General features: G+C 55.3%; 19 protein-coding genes and 1 tRNA gene. 16 read left to right on the forward strand and 4 right to left on the reverse strand.

Annotation, left to right across the window (positions count from 1 at the left end; all coding sequences use genetic code 11):
* Positions 1–46: 46 nt before the first annotated feature.
* A complete protein-coding gene (locus ACFQUU_RS08145) occupies positions 47–2,137 on the reverse strand; it encodes an EAL domain-containing protein (protein WP_382245285.1) in 2,091 nt (696 codons plus the stop codon).
* A gap of 218 nt (positions 2,138–2,355) precedes the next feature.
* Here ACFQUU_RS08145 and ACFQUU_RS08150 point away from each other — a divergent pair, with 218 nt between their 5' ends.
* Complete coding sequence (locus ACFQUU_RS08150) at positions 2,356–3,654, forward strand: cation:proton antiporter (protein WP_382245288.1); 1,299 nt, start codon at positions 2,356–2,358, stop codon at positions 3,652–3,654.
* Between the two features lie 55 nt (positions 3,655–3,709).
* Here the strand turns inward: ACFQUU_RS08150 and ACFQUU_RS08155 are convergent, their stop codons facing one another.
* Entirely contained in the window at positions 3,710–4,285 is a 576-nt protein-coding gene (locus ACFQUU_RS08155; protein WP_382245291.1) for an NUDIX hydrolase, read from the reverse strand.
* Between the two features lie 219 nt (positions 4,286–4,504).
* Between ACFQUU_RS08155 and ACFQUU_RS08160 the strand changes: the two genes are divergently transcribed.
* From ACFQUU_RS08160 to ACFQUU_RS08205, 10 genes are all read left to right on the forward strand, one after another.
* A tRNA-Met gene (locus ACFQUU_RS08160) sits at positions 4,505–4,581 on the forward strand.
* 158 nt (positions 4,582–4,739) lie between these two features.
* Complete coding sequence (scpB, locus tag ACFQUU_RS08165) at positions 4,740–5,588, forward strand: SMC-Scp complex subunit ScpB (RefSeq protein WP_382245294.1); 849 nt, start codon at positions 4,740–4,742, stop codon at positions 5,586–5,588.
* 10 nt (positions 5,589–5,598) lie between these two features.
* Positions 5,599–7,182: a 23S rRNA pseudouridine(2605) synthase RluB gene (gene rluB / locus ACFQUU_RS08170; protein WP_382245297.1), complete on the forward strand. Its 1,584-nt coding sequence runs from the start codon at positions 5,599–5,601 to the stop codon at positions 7,180–7,182.
* A gap of 271 nt (positions 7,183–7,453) precedes the next feature.
* Positions 7,454–7,939 (forward strand): ribosome maturation factor RimP, encoded by a 486-nt coding sequence (gene rimP, locus ACFQUU_RS08175; RefSeq protein ID WP_382245300.1) that lies wholly within the window; start codon positions 7,454–7,456, stop codon positions 7,937–7,939.
* Complete coding sequence (nusA, locus tag ACFQUU_RS08180; protein WP_382245303.1) at positions 7,936–9,495, forward strand: transcription termination factor NusA; 1,560 nt, start codon at positions 7,936–7,938, stop codon at positions 9,493–9,495. The genes rimP and nusA overlap by 4 nt, the downstream gene beginning before the upstream one ends.
* 50 nt (positions 9,496–9,545) lie before the next feature.
* Positions 9,546–12,377, forward strand: coding sequence for a translation initiation factor IF-2 (infB, locus tag ACFQUU_RS08185; RefSeq protein WP_382245306.1), 2,832 nt, complete (start codon positions 9,546–9,548; stop codon positions 12,375–12,377).
* Between the two features lie 402 nt (positions 12,378–12,779).
* Positions 12,780–13,187 (forward strand): 30S ribosome-binding factor RbfA, encoded by a 408-nt coding sequence (gene rbfA / locus ACFQUU_RS08190; RefSeq protein WP_057292821.1) that lies wholly within the window; start codon positions 12,780–12,782, stop codon positions 13,185–13,187.
* Positions 13,188–13,238: 51 nt separating this feature from the next.
* Positions 13,239–14,165, forward strand: coding sequence for a tRNA pseudouridine(55) synthase TruB (truB, locus tag ACFQUU_RS08195; protein ID WP_382245310.1), 927 nt, complete (start codon positions 13,239–13,241; stop codon positions 14,163–14,165).
* A gap of 179 nt (positions 14,166–14,344) precedes the next feature.
* Entirely contained in the window at positions 14,345–16,180 is a 1,836-nt protein-coding gene (gene typA / locus ACFQUU_RS08200; protein ID WP_382245313.1) for a translational GTPase TypA, read from the forward strand.
* A gap of 262 nt (positions 16,181–16,442) precedes the next feature.
* Positions 16,443–17,366 carry a DMT family transporter gene (locus ACFQUU_RS08205; protein ID WP_382245316.1) on the forward strand — a complete coding sequence of 308 codons (924 nt, stop codon included), beginning with the start codon at positions 16,443–16,445 and terminating at the stop codon, positions 17,364–17,366.
* Positions 17,367–17,377: 11 nt separating this feature from the next.
* On the opposite strand, the gene ACFQUU_RS08210 is transcribed toward ACFQUU_RS08205, so the two are convergent.
* Complete coding sequence (locus tag ACFQUU_RS08210) at positions 17,378–18,730, reverse strand: aspartate aminotransferase family protein (RefSeq protein ID WP_382245319.1); 1,353 nt, start codon at positions 18,728–18,730, stop codon at positions 17,378–17,380.
* A gap of 137 nt (positions 18,731–18,867) precedes the next feature.
* Here ACFQUU_RS08210 and dusA point away from each other — a divergent pair, with 137 nt between their 5' ends.
* From dusA to ACFQUU_RS08225, 3 genes are all read left to right on the forward strand, one after another.
* Positions 18,868–19,893 carry a tRNA dihydrouridine(20/20a) synthase DusA gene (gene dusA / locus ACFQUU_RS08215; RefSeq protein WP_382245322.1) on the forward strand — a complete coding sequence of 342 codons (1,026 nt, stop codon included), beginning with the start codon at positions 18,868–18,870 and terminating at the stop codon, positions 19,891–19,893.
* A gap of 132 nt (positions 19,894–20,025) precedes the next feature.
* The gene (locus ACFQUU_RS08220; protein ID WP_382245325.1) at positions 20,026–20,220 is read left to right on the forward strand and encodes a hypothetical protein; all 195 of its coding nucleotides are present in this window, start codon (positions 20,026–20,028) and stop codon (positions 20,218–20,220) included.
* Positions 20,221–20,257: 37 nt separating this feature from the next.
* The gene (locus ACFQUU_RS08225; RefSeq protein ID WP_382245328.1) at positions 20,258–21,118 is read left to right on the forward strand and encodes an SDR family oxidoreductase; all 861 of its coding nucleotides are present in this window, start codon (positions 20,258–20,260) and stop codon (positions 21,116–21,118) included.
* Between the two features lie 78 nt (positions 21,119–21,196).
* On the opposite strand, the gene ACFQUU_RS08230 is transcribed toward ACFQUU_RS08225, so the two are convergent.
* The gene (locus ACFQUU_RS08230) at positions 21,197–22,147 is read right to left on the reverse strand and encodes a sigma-54 interaction domain-containing protein (RefSeq protein ID WP_382245331.1); all 951 of its coding nucleotides are present in this window, start codon (positions 22,145–22,147) and stop codon (positions 21,197–21,199) included.
* Positions 22,148–22,761: 614 nt separating this feature from the next.
* On the opposite strand from ACFQUU_RS08230, the gene ACFQUU_RS08235 reads away from it, so the two are divergent.
* Positions 22,762–22,974 (forward strand): hypothetical protein, encoded by a 213-nt coding sequence (locus ACFQUU_RS08235; RefSeq protein WP_382245334.1) that lies wholly within the window; start codon positions 22,762–22,764, stop codon positions 22,972–22,974.
* 649 nt (positions 22,975–23,623) lie between these two features.
* On the forward strand, positions 23,624–25,021 hold the full coding sequence (locus ACFQUU_RS08240) for a sigma-54-dependent transcriptional regulator (protein ID WP_382245337.1): 1,398 nt from the start codon (positions 23,624–23,626) through the stop codon (positions 25,019–25,021).
* Positions 25,022–25,080 lie beyond the last annotated feature (59 nt).

Here is a 25,080-nt window from a genome sequence, read left to right on the forward strand (position 1 = left end):
AGCTGGCTTGCTGTTGCCAGTCCCGCGGAAAACACCCGCCGGGCAATCAGTGATAATGTCCGGTCCGCGATCGACACCATGACTCGAAGTCATGGGCGGAGAGCGGTTTGCTGAACAGGTAGCCTTGTGCTTGATCGCATCCGTGGTGACGCAGGTAACTCATGGCTTCCTCGGATTCGATGCCTTCTCCGACGACTTCAAGGTTGAGAGCGCGCCCAAGGCCGATGATTGTGTCTGCAATGGACTGACTCGATTGATTGGACTCCAGATTGTCTGTAAAGGAACGGTCGATCTTCAGCTTATCAAGCGGCAGGTTGCTCAGGTGACTGAGGCTGGAGTAACCGGTCCCCACATCATCGAGCACGATACGCACACCGCGCGACTTGAGGTGCGTCAGCTTTGCAATGGCTTCCGGAATATTGTCCATTACGGTACTTTCGGTTAACTCGATTTCCAGGTGGCAGGGATCCATGCCGGATTCGTCGATCGCCTTGGTTAGTTGCGAGGCAAACTCCGGATGCCGGAACTGTGAGGCCGATACGTTGATGGCCATGCTTGGTACCGTCAGTCCCGATTCTGTCCAGTCCTGCTGTTGACGGCAGGCTTCCCGTGTCACCCACAGGCCAAGCCTGTCAATCAAGCCGGCCGATTCTGCAATCGGAATAAACTGATCGGGACCCAACAGTGTCCCGTTCGCGTCCGGCAGGCGAATCAGGGCTTCAGCACCGACCACCTCGCCAGTGGCAATATCGATGACCGGTTGATAAAGCAGCGTAAGCTTGTTCGCATCCAGCGCTTCCTTCAGATGCTGTTCAAGTTTGACCTGTTCGATCGCAAACTGTTGATGCTCAGGCGAGTAAATCTTGAAGGTATTGCGGCCTGCGCGTTTTGCGGCGTACATCGCCAGATCGGCGCAACGAATCAATCCAGCCAGATCGCTGGCATGCTTCTCGAACAAGCTGATGCCGATCGAGGGTGACACCGTGAGATGTAGTGATTCGACGCGGATGGGCTTGCAAACGGTATCAAGGATATGCTGCGCGACGGTTTCCGGATCTTCGGTGCCATGGACACGTGGCAGGACTACAATGAATTCATCGCCACCCAGGCGGCTGACCACGTCTTCTTTGCGCGTACAGTGCAGGAGCCGACGCGCAACTTCCTGGAGCACTTTGTCACCAGTTTCATGGCCGTACAGATCGTTAATCGGCTTGAAGCGATCAAGGTCGACGAACAAGACTGCACTGTTGGCCCCAATACGTTGTGCCTGCGCTAGCAGATGTTCGCAATATTCAAACAAGAGTGCGCGGTTGGGCAGGCCTGTCAGGCTGTCGTGTTGCGCAGCGATTTGCACTCTTTTTTCTGCTTCGTGCTTTTCAGTAAAGTCAACCGTCACACCCACGCGACGAATCGCATTGCCATCTGTATCAAAGTGCACTTGTCCACGCAGTGAAATCCATCGCTCCTTGCCATCGATCAGACCTATCGTCCTGAATTCAAGCTGATAACGTCCACTGGCGTCGGGTCGCGATACTTCATGGATAACTGCACGCACACGTTCCCGGTCATCTGGATGTATACCCGAATAGAAAGTGTTGGCATCGACTGACGCGTCCGGAGGTAAACCGAAATGCTCCCGCATTTTTTCGGACCATACGACTTCGCCGGTTTGGGGGTAGAAGTCAAACATGCCCAACTCCGCTGCTTCGATGGCTAGCTGCAGTTTCTCGGTGCTTTTAATCAAGGCATCTTCCGCATTTTGCCGCGCAGTAATATCGGTTCCGAAAAACACCGCGCCGATCCGTACGTCATCTGCATAGAGAGGAGATGCAGTGCCGGATACATAAAATTGTGATCCATCGTCGCGAGAAATCAACCACACAAAGTCGCGAGCGGATTCGCCATACGCAGCCGCGCGATATACCTTGCATTGCTCACGGTTAATTGGCTTTCCATCGGGGTGATGTTGGTGAAGTTTTTCGATGACCGAGTACCCAAGGATCTCCTTATCGTCCAGCTGAAACATCCGGCGGGCTTCCGGGTTTTGATAGATGACACGGCTTTCAGTATCAGTGATAAAAATCGAGTCGGCAGCGTGCTCTGCAATGCTGAAATCCATGTCGAGTAATGTTTCCATAGACGGCATCCTGGCGAAGTAACTCCAGTGCAATTCGACTGCATGGCGAGAGGCTAAGTTCGCTAATGAAACACTTTATGACGCAAAGCTTGCGCAAAACTGACCATGCGCACGTATGGATGGAATTAGCTTTAGAAATGAAAGCCGAGCAAAAGTGAATAAGTTGACATGGATAAGGTCTACGATCAAACCACGTGCCAATGGCTTAATTTGAAAATATGACAAATACACAATGGTTTCTCTTGATCGGCGTCCTGATGCTGGCACGAGGGCTTGCCGCAACAACAATCGCTCGGCTGCCCTTTACTTCGGCAATTGTGTATCTGTCCGCAGGACTCATACTGGGACCGACAGTTCTCAACATCTTCAATTTCGATCCGCTGGAACAATCCGCGCTGCTGGAAGTGCTGACAGAAATTGCTGTGTTGATCTCTTTGTTTTCGGCAGGCGTCAAGATGCCAGTGCCCGTGACATTGAAGCGCTGGGGGCCTCCCATCAGGCTTGCCTGGGTGTCAATGACCATCACCGTCGGTCTGATTGCTGTCTTTTCTTACTTTGTTCTCGGCTTGCCGCTTGGCGCCGGGATACTGCTCGGCGCTATCCTCGCACCGACTGATCCTGTGCTGGCAACTGATGTGCAGATCCGTCACCCGGGCGATATGGATCAGTTGCGCTTCACGTTGACCAGTGAGGCGGGGATGAACGATGGCAGCGCATTTCCCTTTGTGATGCTCGGCCTTGGTCTGCTTGGGTTACATGAGATCGGATCCTTCGGCGGAAAATGGGTGATAGTGGATGTGATTTGGGCGACGCTTGGCGCGGTGCTGATCGGCTGGCTCTGCGGTTCCCTTCTCGGAAAGTTAGGCTGGAAGTTGCGCAGCGGTGAGAGCAAGCATGAAGTGCTGGACGACCTCGTCGGCCTAGGATTGATTGCCGTGGTGTATGGCCTGAGCGTTGGCTTGAAGGCATGGGGGTTTCTTGCCGTGTTCTTTGCCGGAGTGGCATTGCGCCAGACCGAACTCACCCTGGCCGGTGCACCCAAAAATCGCCAGGGGATGCTGGAAGGGGATACGTCAAAATCGGTGGCCGCCATCAACAGTCCGACCAACGAGGCGCCACCTACCGTCAGTCTGGGGGCGCTGGTGTTTAAGGAGCATCTGGAGCGGTTGTCGGAGCTGACCTTGGTCTTGCTATTGGGCGGTATGCTATCGCTGGACGCGTGGAACTGGCGATCGTTTGGGGTGGCCCTGTTTGTGTTCCTGGTGGCGCGCCCGGTCAGCGTGTTGATCGGACTTGCGGGAACCAGCACCACCCGGCGCATACGCAATATTACCGCTTGGTTTGGCGTGCGCGGTATTGGTTCCGTCTATTACTTGATGTATGCGATTCAGCATGGATTGCCGCATGACCTCGGACGTGAGTTGACTCACATCACGCTCGTCGTCATAGTGATGTCAATCTTTATCCATGGAACCAGCGTCAAGCCTTTGATGGACAGGTTCTGGCGCTCAAACTAGCACAACCATGAGTAATGGGCGGGTAAGTTAGACGCCTTGCCACCTATGCATTACCTCAATCGGTTTGGCGCATCGGCTTGCGGATATCTTCCGTGTGCAAACCATAATTGCCGCCTTCGCTGCGAACGCGTGCCAAATCCGTGAAGAATGACTTGAGTGTATGCCCGACGGTAGGAAAGGCGATATCGCTCCACGGGATATCTTCCTCGGCAAACAATCCCACTTCGAGGCTTTCGGTTCCAGCCTCGTAATCGAGGTCAAGCAGCGTAGCGCGGTAGAACATGTGTACCTGGTGGACGTGCGGGACATTCAGGAGCGAGAAGAGGCCATGTAATTCGATGCGTGCCCCGGCTTCCTCAAACGTTTCGCGCAGTGCCGCTTCCGTGGTGGTCTCATTATTTTCCATAAAGCCGGCTGGTAGCGTCCAGTAACCATAGCGTGGCTCTATCGCGCGCTTGCAGAGAAGAACGCGGGTCGTCCCATCTTCCTCCCATACAGGAATGGAGCCAATCACCATCTTCGGATTCTGATAGTGGATGGTGCCGCATTGTTCGCACACGAAGCGCGGACGGTTGTCATCCGGTGGAACCAGCAATGACACAGGATGCGCACATTCAGAACAGAATTTCATAAAGGTCGGACGCGAAAAGATGAAAGGCCTGGGTAAGCCTGGTTGACAAATGATTCAGCTACACGGAGTTGTGTATACCGGTTTTTGCAGCGAAATTGAATCTGTTGTATCAAGTTTCACACAATTGAGACAAGCGCATGCACAGCCCAAGTGTATCATTGCCCGGGATGATTGCATTTGCGTTGCTAGTCGATACAGGATATACTTCTTCTCTTCAGACGCGGGGTGGAGCAGTCTGGCAGCTCGTCGGGCTCATAACCCGAAGGTCACAGGTTCAAATCCTGTCCCCGCAACCAAGTCTTTTAAGTCTTATTATTCCCGCCCTCATAAATACTCCAATAAATCGGGCGTCGGAAAGCATCAACGGGTTTTCTCTGGCCGGACTGCGTCTCGCGGCGCCTGTCGTTGACGATAACTTCTGCACTGAGTTAGTGAAGAACAATACGCAAAAAACATGAATACTATTGAGGCTAAGAAAGTCCTCGAAACCGCGTTGCTTTGCGCGCATGAGCCGCTGTCCATCAATGACATGAAAAAGCTCTTCGCGGAAGATGGCGAGGGTCATGAAGAAGTAGGTGGCGATACCATTAAGGCAATGCTGGAAGAGTTACGGAACGATTGGGTCGACAAGGGTATCGAAATCGTCACTCTTTCGACCGGATGGCGCTTCCAGAGTCGTCCCGAAATGAAGAAATACCTTGAGCGGCTTAACCCCGAAAAGCCGCCCAAGTACACGCGCGCCACGCTCGAGACACTGGCAATTATTGCTTACCGCCAGCCCGTGACGCGCGGAGACATCGAAGAAATCCGTGGCGTCACAGTGAACTCGCAAACCATAAAGATGCTCGAAGACCGAGGCTGGATTGAGGCTATCGGACATAGAGATGTTCCTGGTCGACCGGCATTGTTCGCAACAACCCGGCAGTTTCTTGATGATCTCGGATTGACGTCACTGGACCAGTTGCCACCACTGCAGCAGGTCACAAAGGAAGAAATGCAGGGTGGCATGCTGCCCGAGATGCAGGCTCTCCAGAGTGAAATCCAAGCGACGCTTGCCCCGGGAGCGATTAACCCGGATGCACACGTGGAAGCGGATCAGGCCGCACAAGCGACGCCACTTTCTGGGGATGCCGCTGTATCAGATCCAGCCGCTTCAGAAAACGCTGAAACGCACAACGAATCAAGCCCCGTTCCCGCGGCATCTCAAGATGTCATTCCGGAGGCGGACACCGGAATTTCCTCGTTTGAGGCCGAACCCGCCACGGAAGCACAGGATGACGCAACGCCAAGCCAGCAAAACTAAGAACCGAACAATGAATCTGCCTTCCCACAATGATGAAACAGCGCTTGTCGCTGCTGATGCCGACCAAAGGTCGGAGTCCGGCGAACGTCCAACATCGGCTTCTGAAACTGTTGATGTTCAAGGCGTCCAAGGTGAGGAGGGCAAGAAAAAGCCGGTAAAGCGTGGTGTTCGAGGGCCGCGCAGCCTAAGACGTACACGTGTACCGAAGCAGGATGGGGGCGCCGATGGCGTTACTACTGAAGCCGGTTCCGCCCCGGCTCAGGTAGAAAGTGGCGCCAACATGCCTGTCCGTTCCGGCAGTGGCGAGAAGAGCCAGCGCCCACGCCGCAATGCCGATTCCGGCAGACGCGAAGACAGCCATAGGGATACTTCCAGCGGCCAGGGGCAAAAGCCGAGGCAGGGCGGACGAAAAGGCAATGTGCCGGGCAAGCCCCAAGCAAGGGGCGGAAGTGGCGGGGCGGAAGACATTTTTGCATTGGTTACCTCGGGAGCGTTCGATGCATCCGTTGATGGCGAGGCGCGACGCGACGGCAGGTCGGCGCCTGGCAAGTCGGCACGGCGTGATCTGACCGCAGAAGATGACGCACCGAAATTGCACAAAGTATTGGCGGAAGCCGGGCTTGGTTCGCGCCGTGACATGGAAGAGTTGATTATCGCCGGGCGCGTTTCCGTGAATGGTGAGCCGGCGCACATCGGCCAGCGTATTCTGGCGACAGATCAGGTGCGCATCAATGGCAAACTGATTCAGCGTAAGGTAAGCAAGCGCCCGCCGCGTGTGCTCATCTATCACAAGCCGGCCGGAGAGATTGTCAGCCATGACGATCCAGAAGGCCGTCCGTCCGTGTTCGAAAGTCTACCCCAAATGAAAGCCGGTAAATGGCTGGCGGTCGGACGGCTTGATTTCAATACGGAAGGTCTGCTGTTATTTACTACATCAGGCGACCTTGCGAATCGCCTCATGCATCCGCGTTACAACATCGAGCGTGAATATGCCGTCCGTACTTTGGGCGAACTCGAAGAAGGTATGCGACAAAAGCTACTGTCCGGAGTGGAGCTTGACGATGGCGTGGCGCAATTTTCTAAAATTGCGGACGGCGGCGGCGAAGGCGTCAATCGCTGGTATCGCGTTACGATCGGAGAGGGACGCAACCGGGAGGTCAGGCGTATGTTTGAAGCCATCGGTCTTACCGTTTCTCGTCTAATCAGAACCAGATATGGTGCGCTGACATTGCCAAGTAACCTCAAGCGGGGACGATGGGAAGAGTTGGATGAAAATGCGGTGCGCGGGCTCATGAGCCTTAGCGGCCTTGAAAAGAGTGTGGTGCCGATGCAAAACGGCAAGTCGCGTGGTGAGCGCAATGGCAATGTCGTCGAAAAAGCGGTGCCCGGCAGGCGTGGTCAGCCGCAACAAGGACGGACTAACCCTCGAGGCCAACAGGGGCAGCAAGGTCAGACTCGCAGCCGTCAACCGGATCCACTGCAAACCGCTTTGGGCTTTCCGGATGCGGGTCAGCATCGACGCCGTGGGCCTGCGACGCCGGGTCGCGGCATGACCGCAATGCAAGGTTTGCCACGTAGACGTTCTCGCGGCTGATCGCAAGGCCAGTTCGAGCAGCCTGAAATCGTTTCGCCGAAGGAAATATCTGCCTTGCATAGGCCGGCAGGACGGCTCTAGCATTGCGATGCGCTAAATAATTGTTTATAATTAGAGAGTTAACAAAGGTCGCATCCGCAAGTGTGCGCCTTGTTGGGAGCGCCGCGCAAAGCGGTGGAACGATAAAAAGAGATGGGCACATGCCCATTTTTTTTTTGTTAAACACTTTGCGAAGATTGCGGGTTTATCCTGTTTTTATGGAGAAATAAGTTTGCGGTTGCTGGAACTGGTTGAAAAAACCGTTGTAGGCATGGGCTATGAGCTGGTTGACCTGGAGCAGGCGGCGCATGGCCTGCTGCGCGTATACATTGACTTTCCGCCAGAAGAGGCGGAAAGGGGGAGCATTACGGTCGAAGACTGCGAAAAGGTCAGTCATCAGCTCTCCCATGTGCTGACGGTCGAAAATGCAACTTACGAACGGCTTGAAGTCTCTTCGCCCGGCCTGGACCGGCCGTTGAAGAAGCCTGCCGACTATGCCCGGTTTGCCGGGCAGGAGGCGATCGTCAAGCTGCGCATGCCGATGCCTGGTGCGGCAAATCGCAAGTCTTTTCAAGGGATTTTGCATGAGCCCGATGGCGACAAGCTAAAGTTGGAATTTGAAGGAAAAGATGGGCCGGCGATGTTGGAATTTGTTATTGCCGATGTGGATAAGGCACGGTTGGTGCCGAAAGTGGACTTTAGGAGTCGCAAAGCATGAGTCGCGAAGTACTGTTGTTGGTCGATGCGCTGGCACGAGAAAAAAATGTCGATAAAGAAATCGTCTTCGGAGCGCTCGAGCATGCGCTCGCACAAGCGACCAAGAAACGCTACGACGGCGAAGTGGACGTGCGCGTCTCCATTGATCGCGAGTCTGGTGAATTCGAATCCTTCCGCCGCTGGCATGTAGTGCCGGACGAAGCGGGCCTGCAGTTGCCTGATCAGGAAGTGTTGCATTTCGAGGCAAAAGAGCAGATCCCTGATATTGAAGTGGATGATTACATCGAAGAGCCGATTGAATCGGTCGACTTTGGGCGACGCTTTGCACAGGACACCAAGCAGGTCGTTCTGCAACGTATTCGTGATGCCGAGCGCGAACAAATTCTTGCAGACTTCCTGGAACGCGGCGATGCGCTGGTAACAGGCACCATCAAGCGTATGGAGCGTGGCGACGCGATTGTTGAATCGGGCAAGATTGAAGCTCGTCTGCCACGGGATCAGATGATTCCGAAGGAAAACCTTCGTATTGGCGATCGTGTTCGCGCGTACATTCTGCGCATCGACCGCAATGCGCGTGGTCCGCAGGTGATCCTGTCACGCACCGCGCCAGAATTCATCATGAAGCTGTTCGAGTTGGAAGTGCCTGAAATCGAGCAAGGTTTGCTGGTGATCAAATCAGCGGCACGCGACCCGGGCATACGCGCCAAGATTGCAGTATTTACAAACGATAAGCGGATTGACCCGATCGGTACTTGTGTCGGCATGCGCGGCTCGCGTGTGCAGGCTGTCACTGGAGAGCTCGGTGGCGAGCGTGTCGATATCGTATTGTGGTCTGAAGACCCGGCACAGTTTGTGATTGGTGCTCTGGCACCAGCAAATGTATCGTCGATTGTTGTGGATGAAGAAAAGCATGCAATGGATGTTGTGGTCGATGAGGAAAACCTCGCGATCGCTATCGGCCGTGGCGGACAGAACGTACGCCTGGCATCTGAACTGACTGGCTGGCAAATCAATATCATGACAGCCGAAGAGTCGGCAGACAAATCTGCGGCTGAAACGGCGGTCATCCGTGGGTTGTTCATGGAAAAGCTTGATGTAGACCAGGAAGTGGCCGACATCCTCGTTGATGAAGGTTTCTCCAGTCTTGAAGAAATTGCCTATGTACCGATCACTGAAATGCTCGACATCGAGGCATTTGACGAAGACACCGTCAACGAGCTGCGCAACCGCGCACGCGATGCGCTGGTAACCGAAGCGATCGCTTCCGAAGAAGGACTGGAAGGCATGGATGATGCCCTGGTCAACCTTGACGGTATCGATCGCGTGACAGCAGGAAAACTGGGCCTGGCCGGTATCAAGACGCTTGACGCGTTCGCCGGGCTGGCCTATGACGAGTTTGGTTCGATCCTGGCATTGCCGATCGAACGCGCCCGTCAGCTGATTGAAAACCAATTTGAAGATGTGACCGATGATGAGATGCGCCTGATCGACGCCAAGTACGACGATCGTGCTCGGGCGTTGCAAGCCAAAGCGCGGGAGCTGGCAGAAGCTAAATGATCGCGAACGCTCCAATATCATCTGTCGTGCCACATAGAAAAGAGGACTGAATGGCGAGTAACAACGTAGCCCAATTTGCCACCGAACTGAAGATGCCCGCAGACTTGCTCTTAACGCAACTGCGCGCTGCCGGCGTCGAGAAAAGTTCGGCGTCCGATGCCTTGTCCAAAGAAGACAAGGACAAGCTGTTGAACCACCTGCGTCGCTCGCACGGCACCATACCGGATGGCGAGAAAAAGAAAATCACGCTGACGCGCAAGGAAACGACAGAAATCAAGCAGGCCGACGCCACAGGCAAGTCGCGCACGATTCAGGTCGAAGTGCGCAAGAAGCGCACCTTCATCAAGCGCGACGAGCCGGCAGTCGAAGAAAATACTGCGCCGCCAGCACCGGCTGCCCCTGTCGTCGACGAGGCCGAAGAAGCGCGCCGGGCTGAAGAAGCACGCCGTCAGGCTGAACTGGTTGCACGACAGGAAGCGGAGCTGCGTGAGAAGCAGGAGCATCTCGCTAAACTCGAAGCGGAGAAGGAAGCGCAAGCGAAGGCTATGCGCGAAGCCGAAGAAGCTCGTAAGGTACAGGCTGCCAAGGCTGCTGCTGAGCAGGCTGCCCAGGCTGCCAAGGCTGACCTGACCGTCGCTGAAGAGAAAAAGCGTGCGGACGACGACGAGGCGAAGAAGAAGGCCGCCCAGCAGGAGGCCAAGGAGGCCGCCGAGCGTGCCGCCGCGACCGAACGCGCACGCAAGGCCGTAGCGGACGAGGTTGCTCAGATCAAAGCGATGATGAGCCAGCCGCGCAAGGTGGTAAAGGCTCCCGAGCCGGCACCGGCTCCCGTTGCCAAGGCCGCCGAAGGGACGCTGCACAAGCCAACCGACAAAAAACCCGCGGTAGGAGAAAAGCCCACGGACAAGAAGCCCGCGCCGGGCGACAAGAAATCCATCAAGTCGGCTAACGTTTCGTCGACATGGCAGGACGACGCCGCTAAAAAGCGTGGCATCAAAACACGCGGTGGTGGCGCCTCGACGACGCCTGGTGGACGCGATGGTTGGCGTGGTGGTCCGAAAGGCCGTCGCTCCTCTCATGGCGATGACCGTCATGAATCGAATTTCCAAGTGCCAACGGAAGCTGTCGTGCGCGACGTGCATGTCCCTGAAACCATCACGGTTGCCGAGTTGGCGCACAAGATGGCGGTCAAGGCATCTGAGGTCATCAAACACATGATGAAGCTGGGCCAGATGGTTACCATCAACCAGGTGCTGGACCAGGAAACGGCCATGATTCTGGTCGAGGAAATGGGGCACAAGGCATTTGCCGCCAAGCTGGATGATCCGGAAGCACTGCTTGAGGAAACTGGCGCAACTGCCGAAGGCGAAGCAGTGCCGCGTGCGCCGGTCGTCACGGTCATGGGTCACGTTGACCATGGCAAGACCTCGTTGCTTGACTCGATCCGTCGTGCCAAAGTCGCGGCAGGCGAGGCTGGCGGCATTACACAGCACATCGGCGCTTATCACGTCGAAACGCCACGTGGCATCATCACCTTCCTCGATACGCCGGGTCACGAGGCATTTACTGCAATGCGTGCCCGTGGTGCGAAGGCGACCGACATCGTCATCCTGGTAGTGGCGGCTGACGACGGCGTAATGCCGCAGACGAAGGAAGCGATTGCTCACGCGAAGGCTGCAGGTGTGCCCATCGTCGTCGCGATCAACAAGATCGACAAGCAGGGTGCCAATACCGAGCGCGTCACGCAGGAATTGATTGCGGAACAAGTTGTGCCTGAAGCCTATGGTGGCGAATCGCCATTCATCTCGGTATCGGCAAAGACCGGACAAGGCATCGACGATTTGCTGGAAAACGTGCTGTTACAGGCTGAAGTGCTGGAACTGAAGGCGCCGGTTGACGCGCATGCCAAGGGTCTGGTCATCGAAGCCAAGCTCGACAAAGGTCGCGGTCCGGTTGCAACCGTGCTGGTCCAATCCGGTACGCTCAAGCGTGGCGACGTTGTGCTTGCCGGTTCGTCGTACGGTCGTGTTCGCGCAATGCTGGACGAGAATGGCAAGACAATCAACGAAGCAGGTCCATCCATCCCTGTCGAGATCCAGGGCTTGACCGAAGTGCCGGCAGCCGGTGAAGAAGTTATGGTCATGGGCGACGAGCGCAAGGCGCGTGAAATCGCACTGTTCCGTCAGGGCAAATACCGTGACGTCAAGCTGGCGAAGCAGCAGGCAGCAAAGCTGGAAAACATGTTCGAACAGATGGCCGAAGGCGAAGTCAAGAATCTGCCTTTGATCATCAAGGCGGACGTACAGGGCTCGCAAGAAGCGATCGTGCATTCGATGCAAAAGTTGTCCACCAACGAAGTGCGCGTACAGATCGTGCACGCAGCAGTCGGCGGTATCAGCGAATCCGACGTCAACCTCGCGGTCGCTTCGAAGGCAGTCATTATTGGCTTCAACACGCGCGCCGATGCTTCGGCACGCAAGCTGGCGGAAACCAGCGGCATCGACATTCGCTACTACAACATCATTTACGATGCGGTAGACGAAATCAAGGCAGCGATGTCCGGCATGCTGTCTCCGGAGAAGCGTGAGCAGGCATTGGGCCTGGTGGAAATTCGCCAGGTGTTCCATGTCAGCAAAATTGGCTCGATCGCCGGTTGCTACGTGCTCGACGGACTGGTCAAGCGTGGTTCCTCGGTACGTCTGCTACGCAACAACGTGGTCGTGTGGACAGGCGAACTTGACTCGCTCAAACGCTTCAAGGATGACGTGAAGGAAGTGAAGGCTGGATTTGAATGCGGCTTGTCACTGAAGAACTTCAATGACATCCATGAAGGCGATCAGCTGGAAGTTTTCGAGGTGCAGGAAGTGGCACGTACGTTGTAATCGAGTCTGGAAGAAACGCACTGCACGCCGCCGAGCGTAATACCTAACGCATGATGGCTGTTTCTCCAATGCGCCGCCGTACTACAAGTGCGGCGGCGCATTGTGTTTCAAGAAGATCGATGTACAAGAGTTGCATCTTTGACGATGCCTTAAACTTCGGCAAAATTCGAAGCCCGATAGGTCAATTCGCCAAAAACCATAAGCAGCGCCATGCAACATTGGGGACTGTTACCGGTCACAAGAAAAAGCCTCGGCTAATTCTCGATTCAGACTGCGCCGTCCAGGTGTGACGGGTAGACGCACAATGCCTATACGGCAACCGCATCGCAAACCGCCACATACCCGGACCGCGCAGTGCGTTCCGACTGATAAGCAATAAAAGTAAGAAGAAAGTAGCAAAGCATGGCTAAACACAGCAAATCGATTCCGGGTCGTGGTGTTCGCGTCGCAGACCAGATACAACGCGACCTGGCTGAAATCATCGCCTACGAACTGAAGGACCCGCGTGTAGGCATGATTACGATCACCGAAGTACAGGTGACGCCCGACTACGCTCACGCAAAAGTGTTTTTTACAACACTGATTGATAACGACGAAGCAATTCAGAATACCTTGTCCGGATTGCAAAAAGCATCCGGTTTCATCCGCGGTCAGTTAGGGCGCCGTCTCACCATCCACACCACACCCGAGCTGCATTTCGTCCATGACCGTTCCACCGCACGCGGGATGGCACTGTCGAAACTGATCGATGAGGCCAATGCCACACGTGCCGCGGACGCGGACAACGAGACAGATTCAAAGCCCGAATAAGCATTTCATCCTGCATCGGCTAGTTCATCACGACATTATCTATCCGCTCACATGGCTTCCACTCAGCCGAAAAAAATTCGCATCCCCGTGCATGGCGTTCTCTTGCTCGACAAGGCAGCCGGTTCTTCCAGCAATGATGTGCTGATGAAGGCCAAATGGCTACTGAGTGCGAAGAAGGCTGGCCACACTGGCACGCTTGATCCCTTTGCCACCGGTTTATTGCCACTTTGCTTTGGCGAAGCGACAAAGTTTTCCCAGGATTTGCTGGAAGCCGATAAAACCTACGAAGCCGTAGTTCATCTTGGTATCACCACCGAAACCGGCGATACTGAAGGTGCAGTGCTGGAGACTCGTCCTGTTGCGGTCAATCTGGCGCAAATCGAACAAGTTCTCGCTCGTTTTCGCGGGCCGATCAACCAGGTGCCGCCTATGTATTCCGCGCTCAAGCGCGATGGCAAGCCGTTGTATGAATATGCACGTGCCGGCATTACCCTGGAACGCGAAGCCCGGCAGGTAATCATCCACACATTGGAACTTCTGGATTATCAGGCGCCGATGCTGACCTTACGCGTGAAATGCAGCAAAGGAACATATATCCGCGTCCTCGGCCAGGATATCGGTGATGCACTCGGATGCGGTGCCCATTTGCAAGGATTGCGGCGTACTGAAGTGGGCGGTCTTACACTCGATAATGCAGTCACCATCGAACGCTTGTCCGCAACGACAGAGCCAGAGCGGGCCAGCATGCTGGCACCCGTTGACGCGTTATTGTCTACTTTCCCAGCGGTATCCTTGCCTGAAGAGCTTGCGGAGCGGTTTATACATGGGCAGCGACTGCCGCCAGGCAAAACCCATGATCCCTTACATATCAGGCCGGGAAGGGTACGCGTCTACCGTCAGCAAGGTGCACAATTACTCGGTACCGCGCAGCTATTGGCCCACGGCGTTCTTGCTCCCGAGCGCCTCATCGCCATGTGATTCAATGTGTAAATTACACACATAAAATTGCATGGAATTTTCGCGAATTTTTTCACACTCTGTTTGTCCATATACCTCTTCGTCCGACGCAAGCCATTGAAATACAAGAATTTTTGATTATTTTCTTGCGTCGCAGCATGCTATAATTTCCGGTTCATCGAATCTCGCGCTCACACACCATGTCAAACACAAAACGCGCTCTGCGCAACATCGCCATCATCGCTCACGTTGACCACGGCAAAACCACTCTGGTCGATCAGCTGCTGCGTCAGTCCGGCACCTTCCGCGAAAACCAGCAAGTGGATACGCGCGTGATGGACTCCAACGATCTGGAAAAAGAGCGCGGCATTACGATTCTCGCCAAGAACTGCGCGGTTGAATACGAAGGCACTCATATCAACATCGTCGACACTCCTGGCCACGCTGACTTCGGTGGCGAGGTCGAGCGCGTACTGTCGATGGTTGATTCCGTACTGTTGCTGGTCGACGCGGTCGAGGGCCCAATGCCGCAGACCCGTTTCGTGACCCGCAAGGCGCTTGGCCTGGGCCTCAAACCTATCGTTGTGGTCAACAAGATCGACCGTCCGGGTGCGCGCCCTGACTGGGTTATCAACGCGACATTCGAATTGTTCGACAAGCTCGGTGCGACCGAAGAGCAGCTCGACTTCCCGGTTGTTTTTGCCTCGGCGCTGAATGGCTACGCCAGCCTCGATCCGAACGTACGCGAAGGCACGATGAAGCCGCTGTTTGACTCCGTACTGGAAAATGTCCCGGTACGTGACGACGATCTGGACGGCCCACTGCAGTTGCAAATCTCCTCGCTTGATTACTCTTCCTATGTCGGCAAGATCGGTATCGGCCGTATCAGCCGCGGCCGTGTCAAGGCGCTGCAGGATGTGATCATCATGAATGGCCCCGACTCGACACCGACCAAGGCACGGATCAACCAGGTACTGAAGTTCAAGGGTCTCGAACGCGTGCTGGTCGATGAGGCCACCGCTGGCGACATCGTTCTGATCAACGGTATCGAAGAGCTGGGCATCGGCACTACCGTGTGCGCGCCTGACAAGCCTGATGCCTTGCCAATGCTGAAGGTTGATGAGCCGACGCTGACGATGAACTTCCTGGTCAACAATTCCCCGCTGGCCGGTCGTGAAGGCAAGTTTGTCACCAGCCGTCAGATCCGTGATCGTCTTGACCGCGAACTGAAGTCCAATGTGGCGTTGCGCGTGACCGATACTGGTGACGATACGACATTCGAAGTGTCCGGTCGTGGCGAACTGCACCTGACCATCTTGTTGGAAAACATGCGCCGCGAAGGTTACGAACTCGCCGTTTCCCGTCCGCGCGTGGTGTTCAAGGAAGTGAATGGGGTCAAGTGTGAACCCTACGAACTGCTCACCGTTGACGTCGAAGACTCTCACCAGGGCGGCGTGATGGAAGAACTCGGCCGCCGTCGTGGCGACCTTCAAAACATGGAACCGGACGGCAAGGGCCGTGTGCGCCTTGAATACCGTATTCCTGCACGGGGCCTGATCGGCTTCCAGTCGGAATTCATGACGCTGACACGCGGCACCGGCCTGATGAGTCACATTTTTGACGAATATTCGCCGATTGACAGCAACAAGCCAGAACTGGCAGGCCGTCGCAACGGTGTGCTGATTTCGCAGGACGATGGCGCTGCGGTTGCCTATGCATTATGGAAACTGCAGGATCGCGGCCGCATGTTCGTCAGCCACAACGATCCGGTCTATGAAGGCATGATCATCGGCATTCACTCGCGTGAAAATGACCTGGTTGTCAACCCAATCAAAGGCAAGCAGCTGACCAACGTGCGCGCATCCGGTACCGACGAAGCAGTGCGCCTGGTCCCGCCGATTCAGCTGACACTGGAGTACGCAGTTGAATTTATCGAGGACGACGAACTGGTTGAAATCACGCCGAAGAGCATTCGTCTGCGCAAGCGTTTCCTGAAGGAGCACGAGCGCAAGAAGGCGTCGCGCGAAGCAGCATAAGCACATCAATGCTTTCAAGCCTGACTTGCAAGTTCCGCGGAACAGGGCATTCGGCTTGCGGCGCACGCTATGGCTCTGGCCAAGCGTGTCGATCAAAATGACGATGGCAGGTGCACCGGCGCACGTACTACATGCGTATGACCGAAGGTGCAACTGCAACGCATTTTGGATTGGTTTAAGCTGAATTGATATACCAAGGCCCGGTCCTCCAGTTGGAGGGCCGGGCCAAGTTTTTTCAAACTAAACTTTTGTCAATTGTTCCATGTCACTTTTGACGACTCATCAGCGGGCATTGCTGCTCATGATTATTGCGCCGACACTCTGGAGTATCGCCGGTGTCATCACGCGCCACCTCGACGCCGCACGTGGTTTTGAAGTAACGTTTTGGCGCAGCCTGTTTTCAGCCATGGCGGTCGCCATCGTTTTGGTCGGTCAGCAAGGCGTCGCCAGGGCGGCCAACACCATACGTTCTGCCGGCCTGACCGGCGTCCTGAGCGGCATGATGTGGTGCGTGATGTTTGTCTGCTTCATGATTGCGCTTACCAAGACGACGGTGGCTAATACGCTGATCGTCATGAGCGTCGCGCCATTGCTGACGGCATTTCTTGCGTGGGTGGTGCTGAAACAGCGCATTCCCCAGCGTACCTGGCTGGCGATTGCCGCGGCATTCATCGGCATCTTGTGGATGTTCGTCAACGGCATGAGCAATGTTGGTGGGCAGCACCTTATCGGTATGCTGATCGGGGGCGCCGTGCCAGTCGCCTCCGCCGTCAATCTCATTATTCTCAAGCGTGCCGGACAGGGCATTGACCTGATGCCCGCCGTATTTTTGGGAAGTGTTTTTTCCGCGTTGCTCATGCTGCCATTCGCTTGGCCACTGGAGGCATCCCTGCATGACGTCGGGCTATTGGCGGTGCTCGGATTTTTTCAGCTTGGCGTTCCCTGCCTGTTGATGGTCAAGGCAACCAAAAGCCTGTCCGCACCGGAGGTGGCGTTGTTATCGTTGCTGGAAGTGTTGCTCGGCCCGTTATGGGCATGGCTGGGTGCCGGCGAAATTCCCGCCCGGGAAACCTTGCTGGGTGGCGGTGTAGTGATGGCGGCGTTGGTACTGAATGAGATTGCCGCCCTGCGAACGCAAGGCGCCAAGAAGGCAACCGTCGGACCGGGGGTCGAGCCGACGGTGTAACAAGATGCGGTTCAAGCGACCGCAGGTTCGGACTGTGGCACGGCTTGTTGGCTCTTCAGGATGTCCGCAATGGCACTAAACAACTGGTCAACCTGCTGCTTGTCGATGATCAGCGGTGGCGACAAGGCAATGATGTCGCCTGTCGTGCGGATCAAAACGCCTTTGTCCCAGAAGCATTTCTGGAATACGTCGAAGGCGCGTGCCGACGGTTTGCCCGGCACGCTTTCCAGTTCAATACCGCACACCAGACCAAGATTGCGCACATCCTTGACGTAAGGCAGGCCCTTGAGGCTGTGAGCGGCCTGCTCAAAGTAGGGCGCCATGGAGGCTGCGCGGTCGAACAGGCCTTCTTCCTTGTACACATCGAGGGTGGCGATACAGGCTGCCGCGGCGAGAGGATGACCGGAATAAGTGTAGCCATGGAAGAATTCAATGGCGTTTTCCGGCGCCGCATCCATGAAGGTGTCATGGATGTCCTGGCGTACGATGACCGCGCCCATCGGAACGGCAGCATTGGTCAAACCTTTGGCGCAGGTAATCATGTCCGGCACGACGCCGAAAAAGTCGGCGGCGAATGCGCTACCGAGGCGGCCGAAACCAGTGATAACTTCGTCGAAAATCAGCAGGATGCCGTACTTGTCGCAGATGCTGCGCAATTTCTGCAGATAGCCCTTGGGCGGAAGGATAACGCCAGTAGAACCCTGGATCGGTTCCACGATCACTGCGGCAACGGTGGCGGGGTCGTGCAAAGCCAGCAAGCGTTGTTCGAGTTCATCGGCGATTTCTGCACCATGCTCTGGCAGTCCGCGCGAAAACGCATTCTTGCCGATATCGAGCGGATGCCGTAAATGATCGACACCGGCCAGCGTCGGTCCGAAATGCTTGCGGTTGCCGGCGATGCCGCCGACCGCGATGCCACCGAAGCCGACGCCGTGATAGCCACGCTCCCGCCCGATCAGGCGTGTGCGCAAGCCGTCGCCTCGCATCCGGTGATAGGCGAGGGCAATCTTGAGCGCGGAATCCACCGATTCTGAGCCGTCGTTGCAAAAGAAAACGCGGTTGAGGCCTTCCGGCGCAATTGCAACCAGGGCGCTTGCCGCTTCAAAGACTTTCGGATGGCCCATCTGGAAAGTCGGTGCAAAATCCATGGTTGCTGCCTGCTGCTGGATGGCAGCCGTAATCTTGGGATGGCAGTGGCCCGCGTTCACGCACCACAGGCCGGCAGTGCCGTCGAGAATCTTGCGGCCGTCGTCCGATGTGTAATACATGCCGGAAGCGGAAGCCAGCAAGCGCGGTTTATTCTTGAACTGGCGGTTTGCCGTAAATGGCATCCAGAAATGCGAGGTGTCCAGAGTATTGGCCATAGCGTGTTTCCCTTTTGGAGAAATTGTTGTTTGTTGCCCGAACCGCCCGCTTGCGGCGGGAAGGTCCGACCCGTGGTTATGCAGCTTTTTACCTTTGTTACGTACCGGAAGCCATCCCGGTAAAATGTCGTCCTATTATGATCCGCTCTCCACATTCCGCCAAGTTACCCGCCCGCCGTCTATCGGTTGCTCCGATGATGGATTGGACCGACCGTCATTGCCGCCTGTTTCATCGCCAGATTACCCGGCATACCTGGCTTTACACGGAGATGGTGACGACCGGCGCCTTGCTCCATGGCGACGTGCCGCGCCATCTTGACTTCAATGACGAAGAACATCCTGTTGCACTGCAACTTGGCGGCAGCGAACCTGCCGACCTCGCCAAAAGCGCTAAGCTGGGCGAGACCTGGGGCTATGATGAGATTAACCTGAATTGCGGTTGCCCGTCTGAGCGGGTTCAAAAGGGAGCATTCGGCGCTTGCCTGATGGCGGAACCTGAACTGGTCGCGGACTGTGTCAAGGCAATGCGCGATACCGTCTCGATTGATGTGACGGTTAAGCACCGCATCGGTATCGATGACGTGGAGTCTTATGACTTCGTCCGCGATTTTGTTGGCACCATTGCGGACGCCGGCTGCAATACGTTTATCGTGCATGCGCGAAACGCTATCCTCAAGGGCCTGAGTCCGAAGGAAAATCGCGAGATTCCGCCGCTGAAAGTCGATTACGCCTATCAACTCAAGCGCGACTTTCCCGGACTCGAAATCATCATCAACGGCGGTATCAAGACCGTCGCGGAAATCGATGCGCATCTGCAGCATGTGGATGGTGTCATGCTGGGACGCGAAGCCTATCACAACCCGTATCTGATGGCCGGCTTCGATGCCCGCTATTACGGTGACACGTCTCCCGTCAAGTCGCGCGCCGAAGTGCTGCAGGCCATGCTGCCATATATCGCCGATCAGCTTGCGCGCCATGGCAAGGGCAGTGTCGGCGGTGGCTTGCGCCTCAATAGCATTACCCGCCATATGCTCGGCCTGATGGCGGGCTCGCCCGGCGCACGCGCATTCCGGCAGACCTTGTCCGATTCTAAAAAACTCGCCGCTGGCGATCCCGCCTTATTGATGGAAGCGTTCGCCAGAACGCAGCCCATCGCCGCCTGATTCCGCGTTTCATTCCCCTTCAATAAGCTTCTGTGCCATATCGCAAATGGCACAGAATCTGCTCGCCTTTTAACCTTTCAATGTCAATCTTTGATTGGCAACACCGTTCACCTACCAACACAGGAGGATGCCATGCCATTGAAAGGCGGAAAGAGTCACCAAACAGTGAAAAGCAATATCAAAACGCTCGTGCATGAGTACGAACACGACGGCACCATAGGCAACAGCCGTCCCGACTCCAAAAAGAAGGCTGTCAAACAGGCGGTCGCGATCTCCCTGAAAAAAGCAGGCAAGAGCCGCACGCAGTCGAAATCGACCAAACATTAAGCTGGGACCAGAACGCTTTAATATTGAAAGGAACATCATGGCTTCACAGGATCAATCCTTCCCGCCACAGCATCAGGACAAGCAACCGGGCTCGGAGCAGGCTATGTCACCGAAGCCGCAGGCCGAAATGCGAAATTACAAAGGCAGTGGAAAATTAAAAGGCAAGGTGGCATTGGTAACTGGTGGCGACAGCGGCATTGGCCGCGCTGCGGCGATCGGCTTTGCCAAAGAGGGAGCGAATGTCGTTATCGCCTATCTCGACGAGCATGAGGACGCGAAGGAAACGCAACGCTATATCGAGGCGGAAGGCCGTGAATGCGTATTGATTGCGGGGGATGTTGGCGATGCGGCATTTTGCAGCAAGATGATTGACACCGCGGTGTCATCATTCGGCAAGCTGGACATTCTGGTCAATAATGCAGCCCAGCAGTATCCGCAACAAAGCATTGAAGACATCACCGAAGAACAATTGCTGAAAACCTTCCGCACGAATATTTTTTCAATGTTCTTCACCGTCAAGGCGGCGTTGCCCCATCTCAAGCCCGGTGCCCGCATCATCAACACCACATCGGTGACTGCCTATCGCGGCAGCTCGCATCTGCTCGATTACTCGTCGACCAAGGGGGCAATCGTCGCCTTTACCCGTTCCCTGTCGCAGCAGTTGATCGAGCGCGGAATCCTGGTCAATGCGGTCGCGCCGGGACCGATATGGACTCCGCTGATTCCGGCAACCTTCGACGAAAAACAGGTGTCAACTTTTGGACAACAGGCACCCATGGGCCGGGCCGGACAGCCGGATGAAGTTGGGCCCTGCTATGTGTTTCTCGCTTCGGAGGATACGTCGTACATGACGGGACAGGTACTGCATCCGAATGGCGGTGAAGTCGTCAACGCCTGACGCATCCGTCAGCGCAATGCCGTACGGTTTTCGGCATTGCGCTGGCACGTGCTGGCATGCAACGGATAATCGATGTGCTCAATACTCTTTCAGGCGGTTATAGAGTGTCTTCAAGCTGATCCCTAACGCCTCGGCTGTCAATCGCTTGTTACCGCTGTAATGTTTGAGCGTTGCCAGGATGATTTCTTTTTGCGCATCGGCAAGTGGCGTTCCCACGAAGAAATTCAGATAGCCTTCATGCACGGTCGGCTTTTTGGTCGACAGGTCAGAAATGCAGTCTTCGATATTGAGCGTATCGGTAGCCAGGATATAGGCACGTTGCACGACATTTTTCAGCTCACGTACATTGCCCGGCCAGGAATAGGAACGGATGACGTCGAGGGAGCTTTTGGAAAACACCTTGTTTGCCTTGTCTTTCTCATTCAGTTCAGAGAGGAAATGATTGGCAAGCGCTTCGATGTCATTGCCACGCTCGCGCAAAGGTGGAATCCGAATCGGAAACACGGCAAGCCGGTACATTAAGTCCTCGCGCAAGTTGCCTTGCTTGACCGCAGTATCAAGATCGCGATTGGTTGCTGCTATCAGGCGCACATCGACTTTTACCTCCTCATCGCCACCGACGCGCAGAAAGGTGCCGGACTCCAGCACCCGCAGGAGCTTGACCTGCATGTCGACCGGCATCTCCGTAATTTCATCGAGGAACAGGGTGCCGCCGGATGCATGCTCAAAATAACCGATCTGCTGGCGTACTGCGCCGGTGAAACTGCCTTTCTCGTGGCCGAACAACGCAGCCTCGATAAGATGTGCTGGAATCGCGCCGCAATTGACGGCAACAAAAGCCTGCTCGCTTCGCGCACTGGAGTGATGAAGCGCATTGGCAATGACTTCCTTGCCGGTCCCGCTCTCGCCCACCAGAAGGACAGTTGCTTCGGTTGCAGCCACCTTGTCCACCTGCTGGTAGAGCCGCTCCATGATCGGCGATGTGCCGTGCATGATGCCGAAGTGCTTCAGTGATTTTTCGAGGGCCATGTGTGGTTCCGTTTGGCCACTCCCGTGTGGCCGGTCGTAGCGCTCAGGCGTGAGCGTCGAAGAAGACGTCATGATTTTTACATCAAAGCGTGAAGACTCACTTGCGCTATTTCAGTTCCGGTGCGCAAACCAGTCATGGTTGAAGGTGCATGCGGTACAGCCTGACTCCTGCTCTCGGCGTTACGCATCGATGGTCGACAAGAACGACAAGCTTCAAGATACACGATAACTAAGTGGTGGTGTGTGTGCTACTTACAAGGATTGATATTCACTCAAAATGAACCGGACAAAGCTTATGGCCGGCAATTATTGCGATGTAACGACGTCATGACTCTCATTATAAAAACTGTAAGCCTTACGTCGCCGCTGTAAGTTTTACCCCGGCTTTGATGCCCTCTGCCAGCCATGCACGCACTGGATAGATCACTCGCTTAGGACCCATCCAGGGTATAGCTGAGACTGGGATAGGCTTGAACTTGCTTTACATCAGCAGGCGATGGCATGGAATCTGCGTCAGATCGAATCTGACCTTGCGAAAAGCTTCATAGAACTTATCGCAAAAGGTACGGTCAAGAACGTGACAGACAACGTTAACTTTTTTGAAAGGAACAAGAATGAATGCACTGAAGACGACATCGAAAGTTTTGTTGGTTGTCGCTGCACTGAGCCTGACAGCAGTGGGTTGTGACCGTCGCGCTGGTGACACCTCGGGCGGAAGCGGCGCCACAGGCAGCAGCTCCAGTGGTGCAGGTTCCATGGGTTCCAGCGGCTCGGGCGGCGCAGGCGGCTCCGGCACAACTGGTTCGGGCGGTACTGGTTCGAAGTAATACGCCCAAGGCACTCCGTCATGCCGCAAGGTAGTGCGCAAGCTGGTCGAGCAGACCACTTGCGCATTGTAGGCATACCCGGATACGTAACGCTTGGTGAATGCGCTATCACGTCACGAGCGTTACATATCTACTCTAATGCTGAAGGGCGTATTGGCGTACAGCACCTTCCTCAACCGGTTCAAACAGATCCATAGCTTCAAGCCGTCAGGCTGCACAACGTGGCAACCGCAAGCGTATCCCTCATCATTAAATTCATTGCGGGAACACGAAGGCAATTTCATGGATCACTGTTTTGGCTCAATAAGAAAATGCATACGTGCTCCGACAATAAGAGTCGAAGACATATGCTGAATATTCTGTTGAAATCGCTGTCCAAAGCAGAGTCAACTAGTTCGAACAATTCCAATAACTGTTTTTACGCATATTGACGTTCGTACCCCAGGGCACGACGGCAATGGCTGCCACAGAAAGCGCGTAACGGTGTTGCCATCCCGAACACCATCGCTTTCTGACGACAGCGGGCTACCGACATGATTCAATTCATGAAGACTCGCCTGCTGCTTTTGCCGACCGGTATTGCCATTGCAATCAGCAAGCAGCAATAGGCAATCTCCGTTCGGATTAACACCGTACGAGACAGTGATATATGCCACATGTATTGATCGTTGACGATGACGTGAACACGCGCGAAGCGCTGATGGAAATTACGGCGGCCGAAGGATTTACCACTGCCGTAGCAGGCAATATTCGCGATGCTCAGACACAGATCATGCGACAGCGCCCGGATGTCGTACTGATTGACCTTAAATTGCCGGACGGCAGCGGGATGGATTTATTCAATGATATCGAGTCCCGTGCGACCACTGAAATCGTATTGATCACTGGACACGCCAGTGTCGAAACGGCAGTGGAGGCGTTGCGCCTTGGCGCGGCCGACTATCTGACCAAGCCGATCAACTTCCGTCGCCTGAAGTCCTTGCTGGCGCGCATTCCGCGCACGGTGGATCTGAAGGAAGAAATTGGTGTTCTGCGTAGCGAATTGCGCCGCCTCGGTCATTTCGGCCAGATGCTGGGCGCTGCACCGGCTATGCAAAAGCTCTACAACCACATCGGCCGCGTTGCGCCTACCGAAGCAACCGTGCTCCTGTTAGGGGAGAGCGGCACTGGCAAGGAACTGGCAGCACAGACCATTCATGACCTCAGTCTTCGCCAGAAACATCCCTTCCTTCCCGTCAACTGCGGTGCCATTTCTCCGCAATTGATCGAAAGCGAAATCTTCGGTCACGAGAAGGGCAGCTTTACCGGTGCGGATCGCCAGCACAAGGGCTATTTCGAACGTGCCAATGGCGGAACGCTTTTCCTGGATGAAATCACTGAAATGCCGGTGGAACTGCAGGTGAAGCTGCTCCGTGTTCTTGAGACGGGCTCCTTCATGCGAATCGGCAGTAACCAGGAAATCGAGACCGATGTGCGTGTCATTGCCGCGAGCAATCGTGATCCGGAAGCCGCGGTCGCGGAAGGCAAGCTCCGGCTTGACCTGTACCATCGCCTGAATGTTTTCCCGCTAAAGATCCCGCCGCTTCGTGAACGTGGTGCGGATATTGAATTGCTCGCGCAGCACTTCCTGGATGACCTTAACGCCGCACATGGCACGAACAAGCTGTTGTCTCCTGACGGACTTGCCTGCCTGAGTAATTATCACTGGCCGGGGAATGTGCGTGAACTGCGTAATTACATGCAACGCGCCTTCATTCTGTCCGACCATATCATTGATGCCGCGGCACTGGCACCAGTGATCACCACTCAGTCTCCGGTCGGATTGACTCTGGCGATCCCGGTCGGCACATCGCTTGCCGATGTCGACCGCAAGCTGATTTATGCGACGCTCGAACTCTGCGGCGGTGTCAAGAAGCGTGCCGCGGATATTCTTGGAATCAGTCTCAAGACGCTTTATAACCGGCTGGAGGAATACGGACCCTACGAGGGAATACAGAAGAAAGACGAGTCGTCAATGCAGGGTAGCAGCAGCGACTCTTATCACTAACAGACTTCTGTTAAGGGCCACAGTGCTCTAAGCATCTGTGGCGTGGAGACAGACCTCAG

This window comes from Herbaspirillum sp. GCM10030257 (assembly GCF_042666555.1).
GTDB lineage: Bacteria > Pseudomonadota > Gammaproteobacteria > Burkholderiales > Burkholderiaceae_D > Noviherbaspirillum.